This window comes from Mycobacterium interjectum, from assembly GCF_900078675.2.
Taxonomy (GTDB): domain Bacteria; phylum Actinomycetota; class Actinomycetes; order Mycobacteriales; family Mycobacteriaceae; genus Mycobacterium; species Mycobacterium interjectum.
Genome location: NZ_LT546237.1, coordinates 3,811,278 through 3,833,731 on the forward strand (window position 1 = coordinate 3,811,278; position 22,454 = coordinate 3,833,731).

The window sequence follows — 22,454 nt, forward strand, 5'->3', positions numbered from 1 at the left end:
CACCGCGACGTGTTCTGCGGCGGTGTGGATCAGCGACTGGACCAGCAGCCACTCGCTGACGAACCCGGCGCCCAGCGGTAGCCCACACGCGCCGAGCGCTGCCACCCCGAACAGGGCGGTGGTCGCCGGCATCCGGCGAGCCAGACCGCCCAGCCGGTCGAGGTCACGCAGCCCGGTGGCGCCCAGCACGGAGCCCGCGGCCAGGAAGCCGAGACTCTTGAACGCCGCGTGCGCGATCAGGTGCAGCATGGCCGCCGCGGCGGCGATCGTCGCCGGCCGGTGTGCACCGGTGGCGGCGAAGAGGGTCGCGGCTCCCAAGGCCAGCGTGATCAACCCGAGGTTCTCGGTCGTCGAATACGCAAGCAACCGCTTGAGGTCCGTGGCCACCGAGGCCTGCATCACGCCATAGAGCGCCGAAACCCCGCCGACAACCATCAGGACCAGGCCCCACCAGCGGGGACCCGGGCCCAGCAGCTGCAGATCGAAACGGCAGATGCCGTAGACGCCCAGGTTTACCATGGCCGCGCTCATCAGCGCCGACACCGGGCTGGGCGCCTCCGGATGGGCGCGCGGCAGCCAGGCGTGCAGCGGCACCAGCCCGGCCTTGGACCCGAACCCCGCGACCGTCAGCAGGAACACGGCGTTGCAGGCGCCCGGCGATATCCGATGCAGCTCGGCGAACCGGTTTGCGCCGCCGGCCGCCGACAGCACCATCAGTCCGATCAGGATCGCGGCGAACCCCAACTGGGTCATCACCGCGTACACCAGGGCGGCGGCGCGAACCTGCGGGCGGGTGTGTTCGGCCAGCACCAACACCAACGACGCGACCGCCATCAACTCCCACGCCAACGCGAAGGTGGTCACCGAACCGGCCGCGGGCACGGCGAGCATCGCCGCGACGAACAATGGCAACACCGCGAGCGTCGCACTGCCCAGCTGGCCGCGCTGGGCATACCCGATCGTGTACAGCCCGACGACGACCGCGACCGCGCCGGTGAGCGCCATGAAGAACCCGCCCAACGGGTCGAGGCTCAGCTGCACCCCCGATAGCGGCAGTAACCACCCGATGCGGACTTCTCGCACCGAGCCGAACATCCCGATCAGGCCCGCCCATACCCCACCGAAACCCAGCAGCGACGTCAGCGCCCCCGCCGACGCGGGTCGGAAACCGTTGCGGGGCGAGAGGTTCGGCGCATGGACGGGGTGAGCCGTCAATTGCGTCGTCATTTGCCGGTCACCGCTCGGAGGGCCTCGATGATCTGGCCCGGCGTCGGCGGGCAGCCCGGGATTTCCAGATCGACCGGCACCACCTCGGCGACCGCGCCGACCACACCGTAGGCATCGGCGAAGACGCCGCGGTTGATCGCGCAGTCTCCACAGGCGATCACCCGTCGCGGCCGGGGCGTGGCATCGATCGTGGCGCGCAGCGGACCGGCCATGTTGTGTGTCACGACGCCGGTGACCAGCAGCGCGTCCGCGTGCCGGGGGGACGCCACCAGGCGCGCGCCGAATCGCTCGGCGTCGTACACCGGGCCGAATGCGCCCGCGATCTCGACTTCGCATCCATTGCAGGATCCCGCGTCGACATGCCGGATCTGCAGCGAACCACGCACTCCCGCAACCGGTTTCATCGCCGGCGGCGGTAACGGTCCCGCGGGTTCGGCGATCCGGCCGACGCCGAAGGCCTTACGAATCCAGCCCATGAACGCTACTGCGCGCTCCCGGCGCGCAGGTCCTCCAACAGCGCCACCCGGTCGCTGAGCACCCCGGTCAGAACCTTGCGCGCCACCAAGAGCAGTTCGGCGATATCCGGTGAGGCGATCGAGTAGATCATCGTGTTGCCGTCCCGGTGCGCGTCGACCACACCCGCCCGGCGCAAGACCCCCAGCTGCTGGGACAGGTTCGACGATTCCAGCCCGACCTCGGGCAGCAGTTCGGCGACCGACTTGTCCCCGGCGACGAGCAGCTCGAGGACCCTGATCCGCGCCGGATGGCCCAACGTCTTGAAGAAATCGGCCTTGACCTTGTACAGCGGCTCCGACACGCCAGCTCTCCTGAAGATTCATTGGATCCTAGGTATGAACAGTTGAAGAATTTATCAGATTGCGCCTCGGCCCGCGCGGCGAGGGTCCGCCCGGTATCGCAGAGTCCGGCGTCGGCGCAACCCGACACGCCGCCGGGCGGCCGTTCCACCGGAGACTCAAATCCGCGTCTTACCCTGCCGATGTGCCCAGCGAGGAGGCCGCCGAAGGATCCCGCTTGCCGCCGGTGTCCCGGCGCGCGGTGCTCGGCGGCCTGAGCCTGCTGCCGCTGGCCGCCACCATGCGGGGGCCGCTGCCCGCCGCGTCGGCCGACCCGGGCTATCGATTCCTGTCGCCGCACCAGGCAGCGGTGCTCGACGCCGCCACCCGCCGGCTGGTCCCCGGGCCGCAAGACTGCCCGGTGGAGTCCGGCAGCCCCGGGGCGCACGAGGCGAACGTGGTGAACTACCTGGACCGGATGCTGTCGGTGTTCGACGTCGCGCCGGCCGATGTGCACGCCGGCGGCCCATGGAGCAACCGCGCCGGCGGCTCCCAGGACTACATGGCCACCTTCGTCCCGCTCAACCGCGCCCAGGCGTACGGGTGGCAACAGCGGCTGACGCAGCTTCGCAACCAGTACACCAGCGGCATCGCGCTGCTGGACCAGCAGGCCGGCGGCGACTTCACCGCGGTGCAGCCCGTCCGGCAGGACCTCATCCTGGCCCACGGGCCGGCGGCGGCCTTCGCAAGCGTCCTGTTCGGCCACACCATCGAGGCGATGTACAGCGTCCCCGAATACGGCGGCAACGCGAACCTGGTCGGTTGGCAGGACATCAAGTACCCCGGGGACTCCCAGCCGCGCGGATACACCCCCGCCCAGGTCGAAGCGATCCAGTGGGACGTGGTGATCGTCACCGACATCATCAACCGGCTGCGCCACGGCTGGGAACAGGTGGTCTCCAAATTGGGCGGAAGGGGCGGCGTGAGTGCCTAAGGCGATCATCGTTGGCTCCGGCGCCGGCGGGTCGACGGTGGCGATGGAGCTCGCCCAAAATGGTTGGGACGTCGTGATATTCGAGAAGGGGTCGAACTACTACACCAACCTCGACGGCACCGGCCCCCTCGGGACGACGTTCTCCAACGACGAACTCAAGTCGTTGTACCGCTATTTCGAGCAACCGGACCCCCTGGCCTATCCGCGCACGTTTCGCGCCAACGCCAGCCAGGCGGCCAGCTACGTCGGGCCGGTCAACGAACTCCCGGTGACCGTCGGTGGCGGAACCACGCACTGGGATGCGAAGGTCCCACGGTTTTGGGACATCGACTTCAAGGGGCTGTCGATGCTGGGCCCGCAGCCCGGCGCGGACGTGCAGGATTGGCCGTTCGAATACAGCGAGATCGCCCCCTACTACGACACGATCGAAACGCTGCTCGGGACGCAGGGCGACGTCCGGGCGATCCCCGCGCTCTCCTTCAAGCACGCGCCGCGCACGCAGAATTTCCCGATGCCGCCGGGACCGCAGCAGCGCTCCTCCACGCTCATCGCCAAGGGGGCCAAGCGCATTGGGCTGCACCCGTATCCGTTTCCGACCGCGATCAATTCGGTCGAGTACGACGGCCGCCCCGCGTGCAACAACTGCGGGTTCTGCAGCAATTACGGCTGCCCGATCTCGGCCCGGGTGGGCGCGCTGGCGCCGCTGCGCCTGGCGCTGCGGACCGGGCGGACGCAGTTGCACCCCGAAACCACCGTCACCAAGGTTAACTTCACCGGCCGGCGCGCCACCGGCGTCTCCTATCTCGACCCGCAGGGCAATCCCGGCGGGGAGAGCGCCGACCTGGTGGTGCTGGCCGCCTCGGCGATCGAGACGTCACGGCTGGCGCTGCTCTCCGGCCTGCCGGACGCCAGCGGACGCATCGGCGCCCGGCTGATGTTCCACAACTTCGTCGACGGGTTCGGCATCTACCTCGACCAGCGCGTGCACGCCTATCGCGGCCGCTCGATCACGCAGTGCATGGAGGATTTCTGCGACCCCAACTTCCCCGGGGCCCGCCTCGCGGCGAAACTGGCCGGGCTGCCCTACATCCGCGGCGGGCTGTGCGAGCTGGGCGGGAGCCAGGACCCGATCACCGAGGGCAAGTTCTACCAGGAGATCCTGGGGTTCCTGCCGGGGGTGCAGCTGTTCGGCAGCCCGTTCAAGGACCTGATGCGCGCCTCGCTGCTGCGCGACCGGCTCGCCGGCGTCAACTTCATCGGCACCGACCTGCCCTACCTGACCAACAACGTCACCCTCGACCCGACGGTCACCGACCTCAACGGCCAGCCGGTGGCGCGCGTGACCTGGGCGCCCGGCAGGCACGAGGCGGTCGCGCAAACGTTTTTCCTGGTGCCCATCACCGCGATGATGGCGGCCGCCGGCGCTCAGCTGTTCGCCGCCATCCCGGACGGCCTGGAGCGGAAGTTGAGCGGCGGCACGCCGCCCAACACCAAGCACGTCATGGGCGGCATGCAGATGGGCGTGTCCCCGGCGACGAGCGTCGTCGACCCGAACGGGCGAATGCACCAGATGGACAACGTTTACGTCGCCGACGGCAGCGTGTTCGTCACCTCGGGCTGCCAGAACCCGACCAACACCCTCATGGCGGTCGCGCTGCGCACCGCGTTGGGGCTCACCGGCCGGCGGTAGCCGCCAGGAACGATTCCACCGCTTCCCGGTACTCCTGTGGCGCTTCGTCGTGGACCAGGTGGCCGGCCTGCGGGACGTGCAAATAGGTTGTCGGGGAACCTGTTTCGGCCATCGCGCGCATCTGGCCCGGCGGGGTGACTGAGTTGCCGGCCTCGACGAGCAGCGCCGGGGCTCGCACGGCCTCCCACTGCGCCCAGTAGTCACGGGTGCCCCATTCGGCGGCGATCTCGATCCATCGCGAGGTGTGCCCGTGCAACCGCCACCCGCTTTGGGTGCGGTCGAAGGCGTCCAGGAAATACCGGCCGGCGACCGGCCCGAATTCGTCGAAAACCTGCTCGGCAGAATCGAATTCGACCGGAAGGGCGTGCAGCCACGGCTCCCACGGCCCGGTGGTTCGGCCCCGGAAGTCCGGCGCCATGTCCTCGACCACCAGCGCCGACACCAGCTCCGGACGCTCGGCGGCCAGGCACCACGAGTGCAGGGCGCCCATCGAATGCCCCACCAGCCTGGCCGGCGCCCCCAGGGCGCCGACCGCATCGGCCAGGTCGGCCACGAAGCGTTCGGTGCTGATCGGGTGTGGATCGTCGACGTCGCGGCCGCGGTGCCACGGGGCGTCGTAGGTGTAGACGGTGCCCAACCGGGCCAGCCACGGCAGCTGCCGCGACCAGGTGGTACCGCGGCCCATCAGGCCATGCACCAGCACCAACGGCTCGCCACGGCCGCCGTGGCAGGTCAACAGATCGTTGGGCATACCACCATCTTGCGGGGCCCGCCCGGGGGTTGGACAACGCGGGCGGCGCGGTAGCCTAGCCCAATGCCGCACGTGGTGAAGATCAACGCAATCGAGGTGCCCGCGGACGCCGGCCCCGAACTGGAGAAGCGGTTCGCCCACCGCGCGCACGCGGTCGATCGGCAACCCGGCTTCCTCGGCTTCCAGCTGCTGCGTCCCATCAAGGGCGAAAACCGCTACTTCGTGGTGACGCACTGGGAGTCCGAAGATGCCTTCCAGGCCTGGGCGAAGGGACCCGCCATCGAGGCCCATGCCGGCGAGCGGGCCAACCCCGTGGCGACCGGGGCGTCGCTGCTGGAATTCGAGGTCGTGATGGACGTTGCCGGCACCAAGCAGGGTGGCTAGCGGTCGGTCGACGCGGCGCCGCGTGGCGGCGTTGGGCGCCGCCGCGGCTCTGGTGGTGACGCTGGCGCCGGGTTGCGCGCCCCCGCCCGCCCCGCAGGCGAACGCTGCCAACCCGGGGCGGCAGATCGACACCCGGACGCCCCCCGGCGTCCGGGCCCAGCAGACTCTGGACATGCTGAACTCGGACTGGCCGATCGGCCCGGTCGGTGTCGGCACCCTCGCCGCGCCCAACAAAGTCGAGTCGGTCGAGACCACGATGGAGGGGCTGTGGTGGGATCGCCCGTTCACCCTCGCCGGCGTCGACATCGGCGCGAGCGCAGCCACCCTGCACCTGGTCACCTCGTACGGCGCGCACCAGGACATCCGGATACACACCGACGACGACGGCCGGGTGGACCGGTTCGACGTCGACACGCAGGCGCCGAAGGTCAACTCCTGGCACGACGTCGACGCGGTGCTGAGCAAGACCGGCGCCCGCTACTCCTACCAGGTCGCCAAGGTCGACGACGGTCACTGCGACCCGGTGGCGGGCACCAACACGGGCGAATCCCTGCCCCTGGCATCGATTTTCAAGCTGTACGTGCTGCACGCCCTGGCCGGCGCGGTTCGCCGCGGGACCGTGTCGTGGGACGATCAGCTCACCGTCACGGACAAGAGCCGCGCGGTGGGCTCGTCGGGGCTGGAACTGCCTGTCGGAGCCCGTGTTTCGGTGCGCACGGCCGCCGAGAAGATGATCGCCACTAGCGACAACATGGCCACCGACCTGCTCATCGGGCGGATGGGCACGCGCGCCATCGAGGAGGCACTCGCCACGGCCGGCCACCACGATCCGGCCAGCATGACGCCGTTCCCCACCATGTACGAGCTGTTCTCCGTCGGCTGGGGCAAACCGGACCTGCGCGACCAATGGAAGCACGGCTCCCCGCAGGTCCGCGCCCAGCTGCTGGAACAGGCGGATTCCACGCCGTACGAACCCGATCCGACCCGCGCCCACACTCCGGCCTCGGCCTACGGCGCCGAGTGGTACGGCAGCGCCGAGGACATCTGCCGCGTGCATGCGGCGCTGCAGGCCGACGCGGTTGGCCCGGCCGCGCCGGTCAGGCAGATCCTTGCCGCGGTGGCCGGCATCCAGCTGGACCGGGACGTGTGGCCGTATATCGGCGCGAAAGCCGGTGGGCTGCCGGGCGATCTGACATTCAGCTGGTATGCCGTGGACAAGAACCGGCAGCCGTGGGTGGTCAGCTTCCAGCTGAACTGGCCCCGCGATCACGGGCCCGGCGTGACCGGCTGGATGTTGCAGGTGGCCAAGCAGGTGTTCGCGCTGATCGCGCCCCAATAACCTGGTGAGCGCCGCCGAATCGCTGCTGGATACCTTCCCGGGACGCCTGTTCATCGAGGACATGCGGTCTTTCGGCGGCCTGGCGAGCCCGGAACGGATCGTCGGTGCCGCGGCCTGGGCGGTCGGTGGCTATCTCTACTCCGATCGTTGGCTCGACGTAGCGGGCCTCGATGTGGACGATCCGGAGCTTCGCGCGTTCGACGCCGCGGTGCTCGCGGCGCTGTCGGGGCTAGCCGCGTTTGGATCGCCGCAGATCCATCAGGGGACCCTCAGCGGGTTGCGCGCGCCGAGCATCGGCAATCGGGAGCCGTTGAGCGCGTTGCCGAACGGCGCGTTCTGGACCTCCACCCCCATCACCGACGGCGAAGACACCTGGACCCTGTGCGGTGAGAACCTGAAGCGCGAACGCCCGCGCTGGGAGGTGCATTTCGACGCCGCGCGCGCTCGTGTCGCGCGGATCGATTCGGCCCGCGATTGGGCCGACCTGATCGGCTCGCACTCAGTGACGGCCGGTGGCTGTAAGTTCCCGGACTGGCCTGCGATCGCAGAGACCTGGGATGCGGTGCACCTGTCGCCCGCGGGATTGCTCCTGGCCCATCCCAAGATCTCGGCCACCCCGTTCGACCCGACCGATGGGTCCGGTTACGCGCACAGCGAAGCGGGACCCTACGCCAGCGTCGCGGCCTGGTCCGCGGCGTCGACGGCCTGGCTGCGCGAACCACCGAATTGGGAAATCACACCGGCCGCGCCGGGCCGCGATTGACTCTGGGCATAGGTGACTGACGGAGGCGATACCGCATGCGGTATCAATGCTGGGGCAAGCCGCATGCTTTGGCGGCCCGGGATCCCGATCTGTGCCGCGCGCTGTAGATCGCCTGCGCCTCAACGAGGTTCAGCGCCTAGTTGTTGTTGGGTGGTGGTTGGGGTTGGAAGGGGTCGTACCACCACCAGTCGGCGCGTTCGCCGAGGGGCCCGGGGTAGGGCTTGACGGCGGGTGGGGCCTGGGTGGGTGGGCGTGCCAGTGATCCGGGCTGCAGGGGTTGGCCGTCGCTGTCGGTGACGGTCAGGGCGTCGGCGGGTCCGGTGAGGGTGAGGTGGCCTTGGTGGTGGGCGCGGTGGTGATAGGGGCAGACCAGGACCAGGTTGGCCAGCTCGGTGGGCCCGCCGTCTTCCCAGTGCCGCAGGTGGTGGGCGTGCAGGCCGCGGGTGGCCCCGCAGCCCGGGACCGCGCAGCTGCGGTGGCGGTGCTCCAGGGCGCGGCGCAGCCGCCGGCTGATCGCTCGGGTGGTGCGCCCGGCGCCGAGGGGCTGCCCGTCGCGTTCGAACCACACTTCACAGGTGGCATCACAGCTCAGGTATTGGCGTTCGGCCTGCGTGAGCAGTGGACCCAGATGCAGGGCGGCGGCGCGCGCGGCGACGTCGAGGTGCACCAGCACCGTGGTGTGTTGGCTGTGCGGGCGGCGGGCCGCTTCAACATCCCAGCCGGCCTCGACCAGCCGCAGGAATGCCTCCAGGGTGCCCGGCAGCGGCGGGCGCTGATCGGGATGGCCCGTACCCTCGGCATCGCCGTGATCGCGTTTCCACTCGGCGATCAGCGCCTCGCGGTGTGAGGCCAGCGCCGCGTCGAACTTCGCCGCATCCAGATGGGGAAGCCTGATCCGCCAACACGTCAACTCCTCCCCGCAGGTCTTGGTGATCGAGGCCTGCGGGTCCGGCCGGGAATCGGGTTCGGGTCGGGGTTCGAGGTTGACCGCGGTGCGCAGCTGGCTGACCGTGGCCACCCGCGCCAACTGCGCGTAATGCCGATCGGATCCCTCACCGGCGCGCGCGGCGATGGCCCCGACCTGATCCAGCGACAACCGCCCCTCCCGCAAGCCCGCCGCGCAGCGCGGAAACTCCCCCAGCCGGCGCGCCACCATGGTGATCGTGTGGGCATTGGCCGACGACGAGCCCAGCTTCCAGGCCAGCAACGCCGCCACCGACCGCGCCCCGGTGGACCCGCACAACTCATCGCGCTCCATCTCCGCGGCGATCTCCACGATGCGCCCATCAATGGCGTTACGCTGACCGGCCAACTCCGCCAACTCCTCAAAAAGCACCGCCAGACGCCCCTTACGATTCACCCCCAACGGAGACGATGCGACCGACGACATAATCCCATCATCACAGCCGGGTACGACAAATCCCGGCCGCCAGAGCGCGATTGACTCGGGCCATAGGTGACTTACGAATTCGATACCGTATGCGCTACCAACTTTGGGGCAAGCCGCACGGGCTGGAGAGCCGCCAGGGCCAGTTACAAGCGCAGCGTCCAGCGGCCGTTGCGAAAGTGCAGCACGGTGCGACTCACCGGGGCAATATCGATTCCCCAGAAGGACTTCGCGGGTGCGTCGAGGCTGTGCAGGATGGCGGCGCGGACCACCGCCGGATGCGTCACCGCCACGGCCGGCGCGGTGTTGCCGGTCAGGGACTCCAGCCAGCCCGCCACCCGTTGGATCAGGTCGACGATCGATTCACCGCCGTGCGGGGCCCGGGCCGGATCGGTCAGCCACGTCTCGAGTTCCGCGGGTCCGACGGCCCGCAGCGTGTGCCCGCACCATTGTCCGCAATGCAGGTCGGCCAGCCGAGGTTCGGTTGCGGCGTGCAGTCCCAGCCGCTGCGCGGTCTCCCGCACCCGCTGCTCGGGTCCCGCGAGCACACGCGCGTCTTTCTGAACATCAAGGCGCCCAGCCTTTTTGACCTGCCGGCGGCCGATCTCGCTGAGCGCCTCGTCGGCGGGGAACCGTCCGGCCGCCATGGCGTCGGTCATGGCGTGCGAGACCAGGGTCAGCCGTACGACGTCGCTCACGCCGGGACCCGCTCCTCCAGCGGGCGTCGGGCAACCGTCGCGAACACCACGCCGATCGTCGCCCACAACACCAGCTGAGTGGCCAGTGCAAGCAGCCTGAACTCGTAGAGGACATCGGCAGGAAAGCCGGGATAGACGATCGCCCCCGAGGCGTTCCGCACCGGTTGCGGTGTCTCGTCGGTGCCCGGCAGGAGCAGCATCACCACCGCGACCGCCGCGACATAGGCGCCCGCCGCGAGCAGCCGCCCGTTCCACGCGCCGAACCGGACCGTCAGCCCCCGCGCCAGCCACACCGCGGCGATGACCAGCACCACCGACGCCAGCACCGCCACCAGATACCAGCCGGTGCGCGCACCGATCGTGTCCGACTGGCCCACCGCGGGCGGATTCGGCGGATATTTCACGAACGGCACCAGGTACACGGCAACGAATGCCGCAGCCGCCAAGAGCAGCGAAAGCCGCTGTGGTGCAACGCTTCCCGCGCGCGGAAAGACTACGCAGAACACGACCCCGAACAGCGCGCCCATCGCGACGCCAAAGATCAGAACGCCGAAACCCAGCCCGACGTTGGACTGCACTCCGCGACTGAACAACTCGGCGCCATGCTCGTGCACGCCATGGGCGTCCAGGGCGTCGGCGCGTCCGTCCTCGAAAGCGATCGCGCGGCCGATGACCGGTTCGGCGCACAGGCGGGCGAAGCCGAACGCCAGCACCGCGCCGATTGCACCGGCCAGCAGGCCGCGTCCGATCAGACGCTTCTCCACGCGATCAGTGGCAGGGGAAGCCGAGCAGATGCCGGGCGTCGTGCACGAACTCGTGCACGTGCGAATCACCGCCGAACAACGACACCGCCCCCTGGTCGACGCCGACGAAGTACAGCGCCAGCAGCGCCAGGAAGGCGGTCGCCGCCAACCAGATCGCGGCGCTCGCCGCCGACAGATCAACCGATCGGGTATGGGTGTCAGTTGGCTGGGGAGTGGTCACATGTGACTCCTTCCGGGATGTCGCGTCCCGCTTGCGGATGGGTGACGGGGTCCGGGTCTGACTGTGACAGTGGCGCGTCCGTTCTGGAGTTTCACCAGAATTCCGTTAGCCGTCGAGTGGTCAGTCTAGACCGCGATCATTGTTGCGGCGCCGCGGCGCCGTAGCCGAGCTGGCTCGCGGTGTACTTGGCGGCGTCGGTGACCGGGATCGCCTGGACCGCGGTGCCGTAGGCGCAGATCTCGGTCCACACGTCGCCGATCTCGGTCGTGTCGAACCGCATCGCGACGATCGCGTTGCCACCGCGGTTGCGCGCCTCGGCGATCAGGCGACCCATCGCTTCGTTGCGGCTTTCGGCGAGATTCTTGGTCATGCCGGCCAGCTCGCCGCCGAACATCGCCTTGAAGCCCGCGCCCATCTGGGAGAGCGCGTTTCGCGACCGCACCGTCAACCCGAACACTTCGCCGCACACCCGCTGGATTTCCCAGCCCGGGAGGTCGTTGGTGGTCACGATCAGCACAAGCGGGCCCTTCTTCTAGCGCGAAGCAAAAACGGGCGGTTAATCCCGTCAGAGATTAACCGCCCGTTTGCTGTCGTGCTACGGCGTTTCTGGCGCGCTGTGCGCCCCGGCCTTGGCCAGATCCGGCTCGGCCGGTGGCTTGCGGGTTCCCGTGAAGGTGAACACCGCGTCCTCGCCGGCGCCTTCGCCGTCCCAGTTGTCCACGTCGACGGTGACGACCTGCCCGGGGCCGACCTCTTCGAAGAGGATCTTCTCGGACAGCTGGTCCTCGATCTCGCGCTGGATGGTGCGCCGCAGCGGGCGGGCACCCAGCACCGGGTCGAAGCCGCGCTTGGCCAGCAACGACTTCGCCTTGTCGGTCAGCTCCAGGGCCATGTCCTTGCCCTTGAGCTGGCCCGCGACCCGGGTGATCATCAGGTCGACCATCCGGATGATCTCGTCGCGAGTCAGCTGGTGGAAGACGATGACCTCGTCGATGCGGTTGAGGAACTCCGGACGGAAGTGCTTCTTGAGCTCGTCGTTGACCTTCTGCTTCATCCGCTCGTAGTCGTTCTCACCGCCACCCTGGGTGAAGCCCAGGCCGACCGGCTTGGAGATGTCCGAGGTGCCCAGGTTGGACGTGAAGATCAGCACGGTGTTCTTGAAGTCCACCGTGCGGCCCTGGCCGTCGGTGAGCCGGCCGTCCTCGAGGACCTGCAACAGGCTGTTGTAGATCTCCTGGTGCGCCTTCTCGATCTCGTCGAACAGCACCACTGAGAACGGCTTGCGCCGCACCTTCTCGGTGAGCTGGCCGCCCTCCTCGTAGCCCACGTATCCCGGGGGCGCGCCGAACAGCCGCGACGCGGTGAACCGGTCGTGGAACTCGCCCATGTCGATCTGGATGAGCGCGTCGTCGTCGCCGAACAGGAAGTTCGCCAGCGCCTTGGACAGCTCGGTCTTCCCGACACCCGAGGGGCCGGCGAAAATGAACGAGCCCGACGGGCGCTTGGGGTCCTTCAGCCCGGCACGCGTGCGGCGGATCGCCTTCGAGACCGCCCTGACCGCGTCCTCCTGGCCGATGATCCGCTTGTGCAGTTCGTCCTCCATGCGCAGCAGTCGGGTGGTCTCGGCCTCGGTGAGCTTGAACACCGGGATGCCGGTCCAGTTGCCCAGCACCTCGGCGATCTGTTCGTCGTCGACCTCCGCGACCACGTCCATATCGCCTGAGCGCCACTGCTTTTCGCGTTCCGCCCGCTGGGCGACCAGTTGCTTCTCCCGGTCGCGCAGGCTCGCCGCCTTCTCGAAGTCCTGGGCGTCGATGGCCGATTCCTTCTCGCGGCGCGCCTCGGCGATCTTCTCGTCGAACTCGCGCAGGTCTGGCGGCGCGGTCATCCGGCGGATCCGCATCCGGGCGCCGGCCTCGTCGATCAGGTCGATCGCCTTGTCCGGCAGGAACCGGTCGTTGATATAGCGATCGGCCAGGGTCGCGGCGGCGACGATCGCACCGTCGCTGATCGACACCCGGTGGTGCGCCTCGTAGCGGTCGCGCAGGCCCTTGAGGATCTCGATGGTGTGCTCCACCGTCGGCTCCCCCACCTGCACGGGCTGGAAGCGGCGCTCCAGGGCGGCGTCCTTCTCGATGTACTTGCGGTACTCGTCGAGCGTGGTGGCACCGATCGTCTGCAGCTCACCGCGGGCCAGCTTGGGCTTGAGGATCGACGCGGCGTCGATCGCGCCCTCGGCGGCGCCGGCACCGACCAGCGTGTGCAGCTCGTCGATGAACAGGATGATGTCGCCGCGGGTGTTGATCTCCTTGAGCACCTTCTTGAGGCGTTCCTCGAAGTCGCCGCGGTAGCGGCTGCCCGCGACCAGCGAACCCAGGTCGAGCGTGTAGAGCTGCTTGTCCTTCAGCGTCTCCGGGACCTGGCCGTGCACGATGGCCTGCGCCAGCCCCTCGACGACGGCGGTCTTGCCGACGCCGGGCTCGCCGATCAGCACCGGGTTGTTCTTGGTGCGCCGGCTCAGCACCTGCATCACCCGCTCGATTTCCTTCTCGCGGCCGATGACGGGGTCCAGCTTGCCTTCCATCGCGGCGGCCGTCAGGTTGCGCCCGAACTGGTCAAGCACCAAAGACGTGGACGGGCTGCCCGACTCGCCGCCGCGGCCACCGGTCCCGGCCTCCGCGGCCTCCTTGCCCTGGTAGCCGCTCAGCAGCTGGATCACCTGCTGGCGCACCCGGGTCAGCTCGGCGCCCAGCTTGACCAGCACCTGGGCGGCCACGCCCTCACCCTCGCGGATCAGGCCCAGCAGGATGTGCTCGGTGCCGATGTAGTTGTGGCCCAACTGCAGCGCCTCGCGCAGGCTCAGCTCGAGAACCTTCTTGGCGCGCGGCGTGAACGGGATGTGTCCCGACGGCGCCTGCTGCCCTTGGCCGATGATCTCCTCGACCTGGCTGCGGACGCCTTCCAACGAGATGCCCAGCGACTCCAACGACTTCGCCGCGACGCCCTCGCCCTCGTGAATCAGGCCCAACAGAATGTGCTCGGTGCCGATGTAGTTGTGGTTGAGCATCCGGGCCTCTTCTTGCGCCAAGACGACGACCCTGCGGGCACGGTCGGTAAATCTTTCGAACATCGGTGGTTACCTGCTCTCCCTCACCATCGGTACAGCTGGGGCATCGCGTACCTGCCATCCACTGTAATGGTCGGCCCGCCGGGGTTCCTAACGTTGCGGTGGCCGGCGGTCCGGCCGCATACCTCCGTTAGTCCCCTGTCAGCGCAGAGCCGTAACAGGTAAACGAGGGAAATGGCCAAAGCGTTTCCCGCGAGGGCCGGCGATCATTCCGCCGCCAGCGAAATCGAAAGCAACCGGCGCCCAGGCCTCGGGACCCGGGCGCCGGTAAGCGGTCCGCTTAGGTGGCCGCGTGGAACGCGTCGATGACGTCCGCGGGGATGCGACCGCGCGTCGACACGTTGTGCCCGTTGCGGCGGGCCCACTCGCGGATCGCGGCGCTCTGCTCGCGGTCGATGGCCCCACGTCCACGTCCCGAACCGGAGCGCCCGCGCCGACGACCGCCGACACGGCGTCCCGCCGCTACCCATTGCTTCAAATCGTTGCGCAGTTTCGCGGCATTCTTGGACGAAAGATCAATCTCGTAGGTCACCCCGTCAAGCCCAAATTCAACCGTTTCGTCGGCCGCGCCCGCACCGTCGAAATCATCGACCAAGGTGACGGTCACTTTTTTCGCCATTAGCTTACCCTCGCGTTTCGTCCTGAGCAGTTGCTGAGCAGTTTGGATTCACTCCCCAAGACACCAATCTGCCATAAGAACGCAGGATACTCAATCCAGACGCAACGGGTAACTCAACCGGAGTGCGGTCGAACAATCGGGAACAAAACTGTCTCGCGAATTGACAGGCCGGTCAAAGTCATCAGCAACCGATCGATACCCATTCCGGTTCCCGTGCACGGCGGCATCCCGTACTCGAGCGCGGCGAGAAAGTCTTCGTCGAGCACCATGGCCTCGTCGTCGCCCGCCGCCGCGGCGCGGGCCTGCGCCGCGAACCTCTCGCGCTGCACGACCGGGTCGTTGAGTTCGGAATACCCGGTGGCCAGTTCGACCCCGCGAAGGTAGAGGTCCCATTTCTCGGTCACGCCGGGAATGCTGCGGTGCTGGCGCGTCAAAGGCGTTGTCTCGACCGGGAAATCCTTGACGAAGGTGGGCGCGGTGAGCGCGTTGCCCACGGCGTGCTCCCACAGTTCCTCGACGAGCTTGCCGTGTCCATAGCCCCGGTTCTCGGGGATCTCCACCCCGAGCCGATTTGCGATGGCCCACAGCCGGTCGACCGTCGTCTCGGGCGTGATCTCTTCGCCGAGCGCCGCCGACAGCGAGGGATACATTTGTATCGACGCCCATTCTCCGTCTATGTCGTAGACGCTGCCGTCTGGCAACGGGAGTTGTCGGGTTCCGATCGCCTCGTCGGCCACCTCTTGAATAAGCTCACGCGTGACGATCGCCGAATCGTCATAGGTTCCGTAGGTCTGGTAGGTCTCCAGCATCGAAAATTCTGGAGAATGCGTAGAATCGGCCCCTTCGTTTCGGAACACGCGATTTAGCTCGAAGACCCTGTCGAATCCCCCGACGATGCAGCGCTTCAGGAACAGTTCGGGCGCGATCCGCAGGTAGAGATCGATGTCGAGCGCATTGGAATGGGTGACGAACGGCCGGGCTGCGGCGCCTCCGGCCAGCGTCTGCAACATAGGCGTTTCGACTTCGAGAAACCCGCGCCGTTCCATCGCGTTGCGTATCGCGCGGATGACGGCGATCCTCTGCCGGGCCACCGACCGGGCCTGGGGGCGGACGATGAGGTCGACGTAGCGCTGCCGCACCCGCGACTCTTCGTTCATCTCCTTGTGCGCGACGGGCAGCGGGCGCAGCGACTTGGCCGCCATCCGCCAGGAGTCGGCCAGCACGGACAACTCGCCGCGCCGCGAGCTGATCACGTTGCCGTGCACGTAGACGATGTCACCGAGGTCGACGTCGGCTTTCCACGCGTCGAGCGCCTGCTGCCCCACCTTGTCGAGGCTGATCATCACCTGGAGGGTGGTGCCGTCGCCATCCTGGAGTGTCGCAAAGCACAATTTCCCGGAATTGCGCGCGAAGATGACGCGGCCCGCGACGCCGACGATGTCGTCGGTGGCGGTGTCGGTCGGCAGGTCGGGGTGGGCGGCGCGCACCTCGGCCAGGGTGTGGGTGCGCTCGATGGCGACCGGGTAGGGGTCGCACCCCTCCTCCAACAGGCGAGCGCGCTTGTCCCGGCGGATCCGGAACTGCTCGGGGAGGTCGGGGTCGGCTTCGCTCACGACGTGCCAGCTTAATTGACCGGGCATCGAGCCTGCGCTGACGGCGTCGGGCGCTGCGCGCCGTCTCGATGCGACGGCGACCGCCGTCAGCGCGCCGTCTTCAGCCGACCGCGCTGGGCGTCCCGGTTGCGTTCGAAGACCAGCTGCAGACCGTGCAGCGTCAGGTGTTGGTCGTGGTGGCTGACGGTGTGCAGCTCGGGCAGCAGCAGGGGCGCGGTATGGCCGGTCGCCACGACCGCGACCTGATCGCCCAGGGCGTCGGCGAAACCGTCCACGTCCTCGCGGATGCGCTGGACCAAGCCGTCGACCAGCCCGGCGAACCCGAACACCGCACCGGCCTGCATGCATTCGACGGTGTTCTTGCCGACCACCGAACGGGGCCGGGTCAATTCGACGCGACGCAGCGCCGCGGAGCGGGCCGCGGCGGCGTCGGAGGACACCTGCACGCCGGGCGCGATCGCGCCGCCGAGAAATTCGCCCTTGGCCGACACCACGTCCACGCAGATCGAGGAGCCGAAATCGATGACGATGGCCGCGGTGCCGAACTTGTGAAACGCCGCCAGGCAGTTGACGATGCGGTCGGCGCCCACTTCTTTCGGATTGTCGACCAGCAGGGGAATCCCGGTGCGCACGCCCGGCTCGATGAGCACGTGCGGCACCGACGGCCAGTACTGATCGAGCATCACCCGCACCTCGTGCAGCACGGACGGCACCGTCGACAGCGCGGCGGCGCCGGTCAGGCGCTCGGAATCGTCGCCGATCAGGCCGTCGATGGTCAGCGCCAGCTCGTCCGCGGTGGCCTCGGATTCGGTGCGGATCCGCCACTGCTGCACGACTTTTGCGTGCTCCTTGGATCCGGAGATCAGTCCGACGACGGTGTGCGTGTTGCGGACATCGATGGCCAGCAGCACGGTTACCGCGCGCCGATCCGCGGGTCCTGGGGGCACCACCCGCGTGCGGGGGACAGCTCCGCCGCGTCAGCCGGCACGAACGCCGGGTCGTGCCCGAGGTCGATCGGCTTGTTCTCGGCGTCGACGAAGACGATCCGCGGGCGGTAGGCGCGCGCCTCCGCTTCCTCCATCGTCCCGTAGGCGATCAGGATCACCAGGTCGCCCGGGTGCACCAGATGCGCTGCGGCGCCGTTGATCCCGATCACTCCGGTGCCGCGTTCGCCGGTGATCGCGTAGGTGACCAGGCGGGCGCCGTTGTCGATGTCGACGATGGTCACCTGTTCGCCCTCGAGCAGGTCGGCGGCTTCCATCAAGTCGGCGTCGATGGTCACCGAGCCGACGTAGTGCAGGTCGGCCTGCGTGACGGTGGCGCGGTGGATCTTCGACTTCAGCATCGTCCGTAACATCAATTCCTCCAATGTGATTGGGCGAGTTCGTCCGGCCCAGCGGTGCCGGCGAGGTTTCCGATCTGGATTGACACGTTGTCAAGCAGCCTGGTCCTGCCGAGCCGGGCCGCGACCAGCAGCCGACCGGATCCGTTATCCCGCAACGGCCCAAGGTCGGCGTCACGCAGCTCGAGGTAATCGACCACCAGGCCGGGCGTGGCATCGAGCACCGCGCGAGCCGCGTCCAGCGCTGCCCGGGCACCGTGGGGCGCGGCGTGCGCCCCGGCCGTCAGCGCCGCCGACAGCGCCACTGCCAATTCGCGCTGCGTCGCGTCCAGGTAGCGGTTGCGCGAGGACATCGCCAGCCCGTCGTGTTCGCGCACCGTCGGGACGCCGACGACGGCCACGTCGACGTCGAGGTCGGCGACCATCTGGCGGATCATGACCAGCTGCTGATAGTCCTTCTCGCCGAAGTAAACCCGGTCGGGGCGCACGATCAGCAGCAGTTTCAGCACCACTGTGAGCACGCCGGCGAAATGGGTCGGCCGCGGGCCGCCCTCGAGCTCGGCGGCCAGCGGGCCGGGCTGCACGGTGGTGCGCAGCCCGCTGGGGTACATCGCGGCGGCGGTCGGCGCGAAGACGATCTCGACGCCCTCGCCGCGCAGCAGCGCCAGGTCGTCGTCGAGGGTGCGGGGGTAGGCGTCGAGGTCTTCGCCGGCCCCGAACTGCAGGGGGTTGACGAAGATCGAGACCACGACCACCGAGCCCGGCACCCGCTTGGCGGCACGCACCAGCGCCAGGTGCCCGTCGTGCAGGGCGCCCATGGTGGGCACCAGCATCACCCGGCGGCCGGTGTGACGCAGCGCCCGGCTGACATCGGTGACGTCGCGCGGGGCCCGGTAGACGTTGAGTTCGCCGGNCCGGGGGGCAGCCACTGCCCCTCGGCGGCGGCCGGCTGCCAGTCCCGCATCTGCGGCTGCGGTTCCGGCTGCGGTTCCGGCTGCGGGAGTGGCGGCGGCTGTTGCCGGGGTTCGAATCGCGGCTCGGGCTCCGGCGGCGCCATCATGTACGGGGGCTCCTGGGAAACCACGTACCGCGCCTCCGGTGAGACCTCGTACTGGCCGCGAACGCGCTCCCGCGGGGGCGGCGGCTGGCGGGGCGGAAGCAGCGGTTCCTCGGGCACATCGATAATCGCGGCCTCGTCGGCGCGGCCGTCGCCCTGACCGGGCGGGTTGTCCCGGGTGACCGATGTCACCCGATCGCTGGATACCCAGTCCCGGTTGCTCTCGCCGTTGCGGTCCCAGTCGCTGTAGGCGCGGGTTGGCGGCGCCTCGGTTTCGACCGTCTCCAGCGCGGGGTGATGCTGCAGGTCGGTGTCGAACAAGATCTCCAGGCTGGTTCGCAGCGCGCTCAGCTCGGCGCGCAGCGCGGCCAGGTCGTCTTCGGCCTGGGCGCGCAACTCGGAGGCCAGCTCGCGACGCAGCTGGGACTCCACGGTCAGCTCGTACTCGCGCCGGGCCGAGATTTCCCGATCCAGCTGCAGGTCGTAGACCAGCTTGAGATCGCGCACGCGCGACTGGTCCGCGTCGCTTTGACGGCGATAGAGCACCGAAACGAAGGCGCCGGCGACTGCGGCCCACAGCGCCAGGATTACAGCGAGCTTGAGGAGTTCCACCCGATTGGTGAAAACCAGTGCGGAACTGGCCCCCATCGCGAGGACCAGCAACGCGGTCAAGAGCACCCACCCCGGCCTGCGGCCGCCGCGCCGAACCCGGGCGCCGCGGGACAGAACGGTCATGGCCTGAGAGTACCTGCGCGAGGTCACTCCGCGTGTCGCGCGGCACCGGCGATTCTCACGGGACCATCGCGGGGCCTCTGGGAGCGCTACGTTTCGGCGCCCTCGCCGTGGTCGGCCGGATCCTGCGGGGACTTGCAGCAATGCTGCAGCCACAGCGCGGCGACCACCAGCGCCAGCGCGCTGACGGCGGCCACCACGGTCCCGCTGGTGTCCTCGGCGGCCACGCGCAGCCACGATCGCCGGGGGAAGAAGTACACCAACACCCCGATCCACCAGCCCAACACCAGCGCGCCCACCCAGGCCGACGCCTTGGCCACCATCACGCTGCGCGCCACCGCCAGCGGGTGCAGCCAGCCGGGCCCGGTCCCGATTTCGCCCTCGTCGATCTTGACCCGCACGTAGCGGGCCCACAGCGCCTCGGCGATGGCCACACCGAGCAGCGACAGGCCTGTCCACACCGTGATGGGTGGAAACCACCGGTACAGGGTGATCACCAACAGGTAGCCCACCACCGCAGCGCCGACTACCGCGGCCGTCAGGTCACGCTTCCTGGTTGGGCCCATCAGCGATGGGGCCCCTTCGAGTGCAGCCTCAGCCCGGAGGGCCGCACCCCGGCCCGGTCGGCCGGCTCGAGCTGGGCCAGCAGCTGCGCGACCGGACGCGGCCCTTCGGCGACCGTCAGCTCGGCGTCGGGCTCGATGGCCAGCCACGGCACCATCACGAAGGCCCGCAGGTGCGCCAGCGGGTGCGGCAGCGTCAGGTTGGGTTCGCGGACGATCACCTCTGTGTCGCCGTAGCAGGCGATCAGGTCGACGTCGAGGGTGCGCGGGCCCCAGCGCTCGCCGCGCACCCGCCCCGCGGCCCGCTCGAACTCCTGCGCCCGGCGCAGCCAGCCCTGCCCGTCATACCCCGGGTCCTCGGCGATGAGCGCCGCGTTGAGGAATGGCGCCTGCTCCACTCGGCCCCAGGGGTCCGTCTCGTACACCGGGGAGACCGCCATTACCGCCTCGCCCAGCCCGTCGACCACCGACTGCAGCCGCGCCAACCGGTCGCCCAGGTTGGATCCGATGGACAGCACGATGCGGGTCATACCGCCCCGCCCGCCGGGATCACCGAGCCGCGACCGCCGCGCCGCGAGCGCCGAACCACCACGGCGACGTCGGCGAACTGGTGCGGGATGGGCGCCTGCGGCTTGTGCACCACCACCTCGACTGCGTGCACGCGTTGATCTCCCATCACCCGGTCGGCGATCTCACCGCCGACCGCCTCGATCAGCCGGCGCGGCGGCCCCCCGACGACGTCGGCCGCCAGTTGGGCGAGCGCGCCGTAGTCGTAGGTGTCGGCCAGGTCGTCGCTGGCCGCGGCGTCGGCCAGGTCGATCCACACGGTGATATCGACGACGAACTCCTGCCCGCCGGCGCGCTCGTGCTCGAACACTCCGTGGCGGCCACGGGCCGTCAAGCCGCGCAACTCGATTCGATCAGCCATCGTGTCCCGTCCAGGCCTCGACGACCTTGAGGGCATCGACGGAGGCGCGCACGTCGTGCACCCGCACGCCCCAGGCCCCATAGAGGGCGGCCAGCGCGGAAACCACCGCGGTCGCCGTCTCGCGCCCGTCGGGCGGTCGCGGCGAGCCGTCGGGTCCGGCCAACAACGTACCCAGGAACCGTTTACGCGAGGCGCCCAGCAGCACCGGCACCCCGGTGGCGACCAGCTGCGGCAGCGCGTGCAGCAGCGCCCAATTGTCTTGTCCCGTCTTGGCGAATCCCAGGCCGGGGTCGATCACCAGCCGGTCGGGATCCACGCCCGCCGCCACCGCGTCGTCGACGCTGGCGAGCAGCTCGTCGCGCACTTCGGCCACCACGTCACGGTAGTGCGGCGCCTGATGGGGGCGCTCCGAGGACACCGATCGCCAATGCATCAACACCCACGGCACGCCGGCCTCGGCCAGCAGCGGCGCCATCGCGGGATCGGCCCGCCCACCCGACACGTCGTTGACGATCCGCGCGCCGCTGTCCAGCGCCGCCCGCGCAACGTCGGCGTGCATGGTGTCGATGCTCACGGTAATACCCTGTGCGGCAAGCTCTTTGACGACGGGCACCACCCGGGACGTCTCGAGGAGCGGGTCGACGCGCACGGCGCCGGGCCGGGTCGACTCCCCGCCGACGTCGACGATGCCGGCGCCCTCGGCGGCCATCGCCAGACCGTGGGCGACGGCGTCGTCGGTATCGAGGTAGCGCCCACCGTCGGAGAAGGAGTCGTCAGTGACGTTCAGGACTCCCATCACCTGCACGGGCGCCGGACTCACTTGCGCAGGATCAGGTCGAGCGCTTCGGCTCGAGAGGCGGGACTGGTCTTGAACATGCCACGCACCGCCGACGTCGTGGTGACGGCGCCGGGCTTGCGGACACCGCGCATCGCCATGCACAGGTGTTCGGCCTCGACCACGACGATCACGCCGCGCGGATCCAGTTTGCTCACCAGCGCGTCGGCGATCTGGCTGGTGAGCCGCTCCTGAATCTGGGGGCGCTTGGCGTACAGGTCCACCAGCCGGGCGATCTTCGACAGGCCGGTCACCCTGCCGTCCTTGCCGGGGATGTACCCGACGTGGGCCACGCCGTGGAACGACACCAGGTGATGCTCACAGGTGGAGTACATCGGGATTTCCTTGACGATCACCATCTCGTCGTGGTCCTCGTCGAACATGGTGTTCAAAACGGTATCGGGATCGGTGTAGAGCCCGGCGAACATCTCGCGGTAGGCGCGCGCGACGCGGGCCGGGGTGTCCTGCAAGCCGTTTCGATCCGGGTCCTCGCCGATCGCGTAGAGCAGCTCGCGGATCGCCGCCTCGGCGCGTTGCTGATCGAACACCCGTATGCGTGGAGCCCGGTGGCGGGTGTCCGGCCCGAAATCCCGCTCCAAATCTGGGAGAGCCATCGGATCCTCCGTT

Annotated in this window: 24 protein-coding genes and 2 pseudogenes; 5 read left to right on the forward strand and 21 right to left on the reverse strand. The window is 69.0% G+C overall.

Going from position 1 to position 22,454, the window contains the following annotated elements; all coding sequences use genetic code 11:
• Nucleotides 1–9: 9 nt before the first annotated feature.
• From BN4348_RS52745 to BN4348_RS52755, 3 genes and pseudogenes are all read right to left on the reverse strand, one after another.
• A pseudogene (locus tag BN4348_RS52745) lies at nucleotides 10–1,227 on the reverse strand (proton-conducting transporter transmembrane domain-containing protein); the annotation flags it as partial.
• Nucleotides 1,224–1,703 (reverse strand): NADH-quinone oxidoreductase subunit B family protein, encoded by a 480-nt coding sequence (locus BN4348_RS52750; RefSeq protein ID WP_066916496.1) that lies wholly within the window; start codon nucleotides 1,701–1,703, stop codon nucleotides 1,224–1,226. The pseudogene BN4348_RS52745 and the gene BN4348_RS52750, both read right to left, overlap by 4 nt.
• 5 nt (nucleotides 1,704–1,708) lie before the next feature.
• Nucleotides 1,709–2,044 carry a lsr2/espR transcriptional regulator gene (locus BN4348_RS52755; RefSeq protein WP_066916498.1) on the reverse strand — a complete coding sequence of 112 codons (336 nt, stop codon included), beginning with the start codon at nucleotides 2,042–2,044 and terminating at the stop codon, nucleotides 1,709–1,711.
• Between the two features lie 182 nt (nucleotides 2,045–2,226).
• On the opposite strand from BN4348_RS52755, the gene BN4348_RS52760 reads away from it, so the two are divergent.
• Both BN4348_RS52760 and BN4348_RS52765 read left to right on the forward strand, forming a co-directional pair.
• Nucleotides 2,227–3,015, forward strand: a complete 789-nt coding sequence (locus BN4348_RS52760; protein WP_066916500.1) for a gluconate 2-dehydrogenase subunit 3 family protein — start codon at nucleotides 2,227–2,229, stop codon at nucleotides 3,013–3,015.
• Nucleotides 3,008–4,705, forward strand: coding sequence for a GMC oxidoreductase (locus BN4348_RS52765; protein ID WP_066916502.1), 1,698 nt, complete (start codon nucleotides 3,008–3,010; stop codon nucleotides 4,703–4,705). The genes BN4348_RS52760 and BN4348_RS52765 overlap by 8 nt, the downstream gene beginning before the upstream one ends.
• On the opposite strand, the gene BN4348_RS52770 is transcribed toward BN4348_RS52765, so the two are convergent.
• Nucleotides 4,689–5,456, reverse strand: a complete 768-nt coding sequence (locus tag BN4348_RS52770) for an alpha/beta fold hydrolase (RefSeq protein ID WP_066916504.1) — start codon at nucleotides 5,454–5,456, stop codon at nucleotides 4,689–4,691. The two genes, BN4348_RS52765 and BN4348_RS52770, sit on opposite strands and share 17 nt — an antisense overlap.
• A gap of 63 nt (nucleotides 5,457–5,519) precedes the next feature.
• On the opposite strand from BN4348_RS52770, the gene mhuD reads away from it, so the two are divergent.
• From mhuD to BN4348_RS52785, 3 genes are read left to right on the forward strand one after another with little or no spacing between them, the layout of a single operon-like run.
• Complete coding sequence (mhuD, locus tag BN4348_RS52775; protein WP_066916506.1) at nucleotides 5,520–5,840, forward strand: mycobilin-forming heme oxygenase MhuD; 321 nt, start codon at nucleotides 5,520–5,522, stop codon at nucleotides 5,838–5,840.
• Nucleotides 5,833–7,179, forward strand: a complete 1,347-nt coding sequence (locus BN4348_RS52780; RefSeq protein ID WP_407937909.1) for a Cpe/LpqF family protein — start codon at nucleotides 5,833–5,835, stop codon at nucleotides 7,177–7,179. Before mhuD ends, BN4348_RS52780 begins: the two co-directional genes overlap by 8 nt.
• Nucleotides 7,180–7,183: 4 nt before the next feature.
• On the forward strand, nucleotides 7,184–7,942 hold the full coding sequence (locus BN4348_RS52785; RefSeq protein ID WP_066916510.1) for a hypothetical protein: 759 nt from the start codon (nucleotides 7,184–7,186) through the stop codon (nucleotides 7,940–7,942).
• A 136-nt stretch (nucleotides 7,943–8,078) separates the two neighbouring features.
• Here BN4348_RS52785 and BN4348_RS52790 read toward each other — a convergent pair whose 3' ends face one another.
• The 17 genes and pseudogenes from BN4348_RS52790 to folE all read right to left on the reverse strand — a co-directional run bounded on the left by BN4348_RS52790 (nucleotide 8,079) and on the right by folE (nucleotide 22,441).
• Complete coding sequence (locus BN4348_RS52790; protein ID WP_066916512.1) at nucleotides 8,079–9,332, reverse strand: HNH endonuclease signature motif containing protein; 1,254 nt, start codon at nucleotides 9,330–9,332, stop codon at nucleotides 8,079–8,081.
• A gap of 143 nt (nucleotides 9,333–9,475) precedes the next feature.
• Entirely contained in the window at nucleotides 9,476–10,027 is a 552-nt protein-coding gene (locus BN4348_RS52795; RefSeq protein ID WP_066916514.1) for a histidine phosphatase family protein, read from the reverse strand.
• Complete coding sequence (locus tag BN4348_RS52800; RefSeq protein ID WP_066916516.1) at nucleotides 10,024–10,791, reverse strand: CbtA family protein; 768 nt, start codon at nucleotides 10,789–10,791, stop codon at nucleotides 10,024–10,026. Before BN4348_RS52800 ends, BN4348_RS52795 begins: the two co-directional genes overlap by 4 nt.
• Nucleotides 10,792–10,795: 4 nt before the next feature.
• Nucleotides 10,796–11,011 (reverse strand): CbtB domain-containing protein, encoded by a 216-nt coding sequence (locus tag BN4348_RS52805; RefSeq protein WP_066916518.1) that lies wholly within the window; start codon nucleotides 11,009–11,011, stop codon nucleotides 10,796–10,798.
• A gap of 136 nt (nucleotides 11,012–11,147) precedes the next feature.
• Entirely contained in the window at nucleotides 11,148–11,528 is a 381-nt protein-coding gene (locus BN4348_RS52810; RefSeq protein ID WP_066916520.1) for a YbjQ family protein, read from the reverse strand.
• Nucleotides 11,529–11,606: 78 nt separating this feature from the next.
• The gene (gene clpC1 / locus BN4348_RS52815; RefSeq protein WP_066916522.1) at nucleotides 11,607–14,141 is read right to left on the reverse strand and encodes an ATP-dependent protease ATP-binding subunit ClpC; all 2,535 of its coding nucleotides are present in this window, start codon (nucleotides 14,139–14,141) and stop codon (nucleotides 11,607–11,609) included.
• Nucleotides 14,142–14,418: 277 nt separating this feature from the next.
• Nucleotides 14,419–14,757, reverse strand: a complete 339-nt coding sequence (lsr2, locus tag BN4348_RS52820; RefSeq protein ID WP_036363110.1) for a histone-like nucleoid-structuring protein Lsr2 — start codon at nucleotides 14,755–14,757, stop codon at nucleotides 14,419–14,421.
• A 113-nt stretch (nucleotides 14,758–14,870) separates the two neighbouring features.
• Nucleotides 14,871–16,370, reverse strand: coding sequence for a lysine--tRNA ligase (gene lysS, locus BN4348_RS52825; RefSeq protein WP_066916524.1), 1,500 nt, complete (start codon nucleotides 16,368–16,370; stop codon nucleotides 14,871–14,873).
• 86 nt (nucleotides 16,371–16,456) lie between these two features.
• Nucleotides 16,457–17,281: a type III pantothenate kinase gene (locus BN4348_RS52830; RefSeq protein WP_066916526.1), complete on the reverse strand. Its 825-nt coding sequence runs from the start codon at nucleotides 17,279–17,281 to the stop codon at nucleotides 16,457–16,459.
• Nucleotides 17,282–17,283: 2 nt separating this feature from the next.
• Nucleotides 17,284–17,727, reverse strand: a complete 444-nt coding sequence (panD, locus tag BN4348_RS52835) for an aspartate 1-decarboxylase (RefSeq protein ID WP_066916528.1) — start codon at nucleotides 17,725–17,727, stop codon at nucleotides 17,284–17,286.
• The gene (panC, locus tag BN4348_RS52840) at nucleotides 17,727–18,641 is read right to left on the reverse strand and encodes a pantoate--beta-alanine ligase (RefSeq protein ID WP_066916530.1); all 915 of its coding nucleotides are present in this window, start codon (nucleotides 18,639–18,641) and stop codon (nucleotides 17,727–17,729) included. The genes panD and panC overlap by 1 nt, the downstream gene beginning before the upstream one ends.
• A pseudogene (locus BN4348_RS52845) lies at nucleotides 18,593–19,504 on the reverse strand (DUF6779 domain-containing protein); the annotation flags it as partial. The gene panC and the pseudogene BN4348_RS52845, both read right to left, overlap by 49 nt.
• Nucleotides 19,505–19,590: 86 nt before the next feature.
• A complete protein-coding gene (locus tag BN4348_RS52850; protein WP_066916532.1) occupies nucleotides 19,591–20,067 on the reverse strand; it encodes a DUF3180 domain-containing protein in 477 nt (158 codons plus the stop codon).
• Nucleotides 20,067–20,594 (reverse strand): 2-amino-4-hydroxy-6-hydroxymethyldihydropteridine diphosphokinase, encoded by a 528-nt coding sequence (folK, locus tag BN4348_RS52855; protein ID WP_066916534.1) that lies wholly within the window; start codon nucleotides 20,592–20,594, stop codon nucleotides 20,067–20,069. The genes BN4348_RS52850 and folK overlap by 1 nt, the downstream gene beginning before the upstream one ends.
• Nucleotides 20,591–20,992 carry a dihydroneopterin aldolase gene (folB, locus tag BN4348_RS52860; RefSeq protein WP_066916536.1) on the reverse strand — a complete coding sequence of 134 codons (402 nt, stop codon included), beginning with the start codon at nucleotides 20,990–20,992 and terminating at the stop codon, nucleotides 20,591–20,593. The genes folK and folB overlap by 4 nt, the downstream gene beginning before the upstream one ends.
• Nucleotides 20,985–21,812, reverse strand: coding sequence for a dihydropteroate synthase (gene folP, locus BN4348_RS52865; RefSeq protein ID WP_096866205.1), 828 nt, complete (start codon nucleotides 21,810–21,812; stop codon nucleotides 20,985–20,987). Before folP ends, folB begins: the two co-directional genes overlap by 8 nt.
• Nucleotides 21,809–22,441 carry a GTP cyclohydrolase I FolE gene (gene folE / locus BN4348_RS52870; protein WP_066916538.1) on the reverse strand — a complete coding sequence of 211 codons (633 nt, stop codon included), beginning with the start codon at nucleotides 22,439–22,441 and terminating at the stop codon, nucleotides 21,809–21,811. The genes folP and folE overlap by 4 nt, the downstream gene beginning before the upstream one ends.
• Nucleotides 22,442–22,454 lie beyond the last annotated feature (13 nt).

What these genes read in the sequence shown, in the direction of transcription:
- folB (WP_066916536.1), bottom strand. Translation starts at nt 20,992, where the DNA reads ATGGCTGATCGAATCGAGTTGCGCGGCTTGACGGCCCGTGGCCGCCAC.
- folK (WP_066916534.1), bottom strand. Translation starts at nt 20,594, where the DNA reads ATGACCCGCATCGTGCTGTCCATCGGATCCAACCTGGGCGACCGGTTG.
- lsr2 (WP_036363110.1), bottom strand. Translation starts at nt 14,757, where the DNA reads ATGGCGAAAAAAGTGACCGTCACCTTGGTCGATGATTTCGACGGTGCG.
- BN4348_RS52790 (WP_066916512.1), bottom strand. Translation starts at nt 9,332, where the DNA reads ATGTCGTCGGTCGCATCGTCTCCGTTGGGGGTGAATCGTAAGGGGCGT.
- mhuD (WP_066916506.1), top strand. Translation starts at nt 5,520, where the DNA reads ATGCCGCACGTGGTGAAGATCAACGCAATCGAGGTGCCCGCGGACGCC.
- folE (WP_066916538.1), bottom strand. Translation starts at nt 22,441, where the DNA reads ATGGCTCTCCCAGATTTGGAGCGGGATTTCGGGCCGGACACCCGCCAC.
- BN4348_RS52750 (WP_066916496.1), bottom strand. Translation starts at nt 1,703, where the DNA reads ATGGGCTGGATTCGTAAGGCCTTCGGCGTCGGCCGGATCGCCGAACCC.
- clpC1 (WP_066916522.1), bottom strand. Translation starts at nt 14,141, where the DNA reads ATGTTCGAAAGATTTACCGACCGTGCCCGCAGGGTCGTCGTCTTGGCG.
- panD (WP_066916528.1), bottom strand. Translation starts at nt 17,727, where the DNA reads ATGTTACGGACGATGCTGAAGTCGAAGATCCACCGCGCCACCGTCACG.
- BN4348_RS52850 (WP_066916532.1), bottom strand. Translation starts at nt 20,067, where the DNA reads ATGGGCCCAACCAGGAAGCGTGACCTGACGGCCGCGGTAGTCGGCGCT.
- BN4348_RS52770 (WP_066916504.1), bottom strand. Translation starts at nt 5,456, where the DNA reads ATGCCCAACGATCTGTTGACCTGCCACGGCGGCCGTGGCGAGCCGTTG.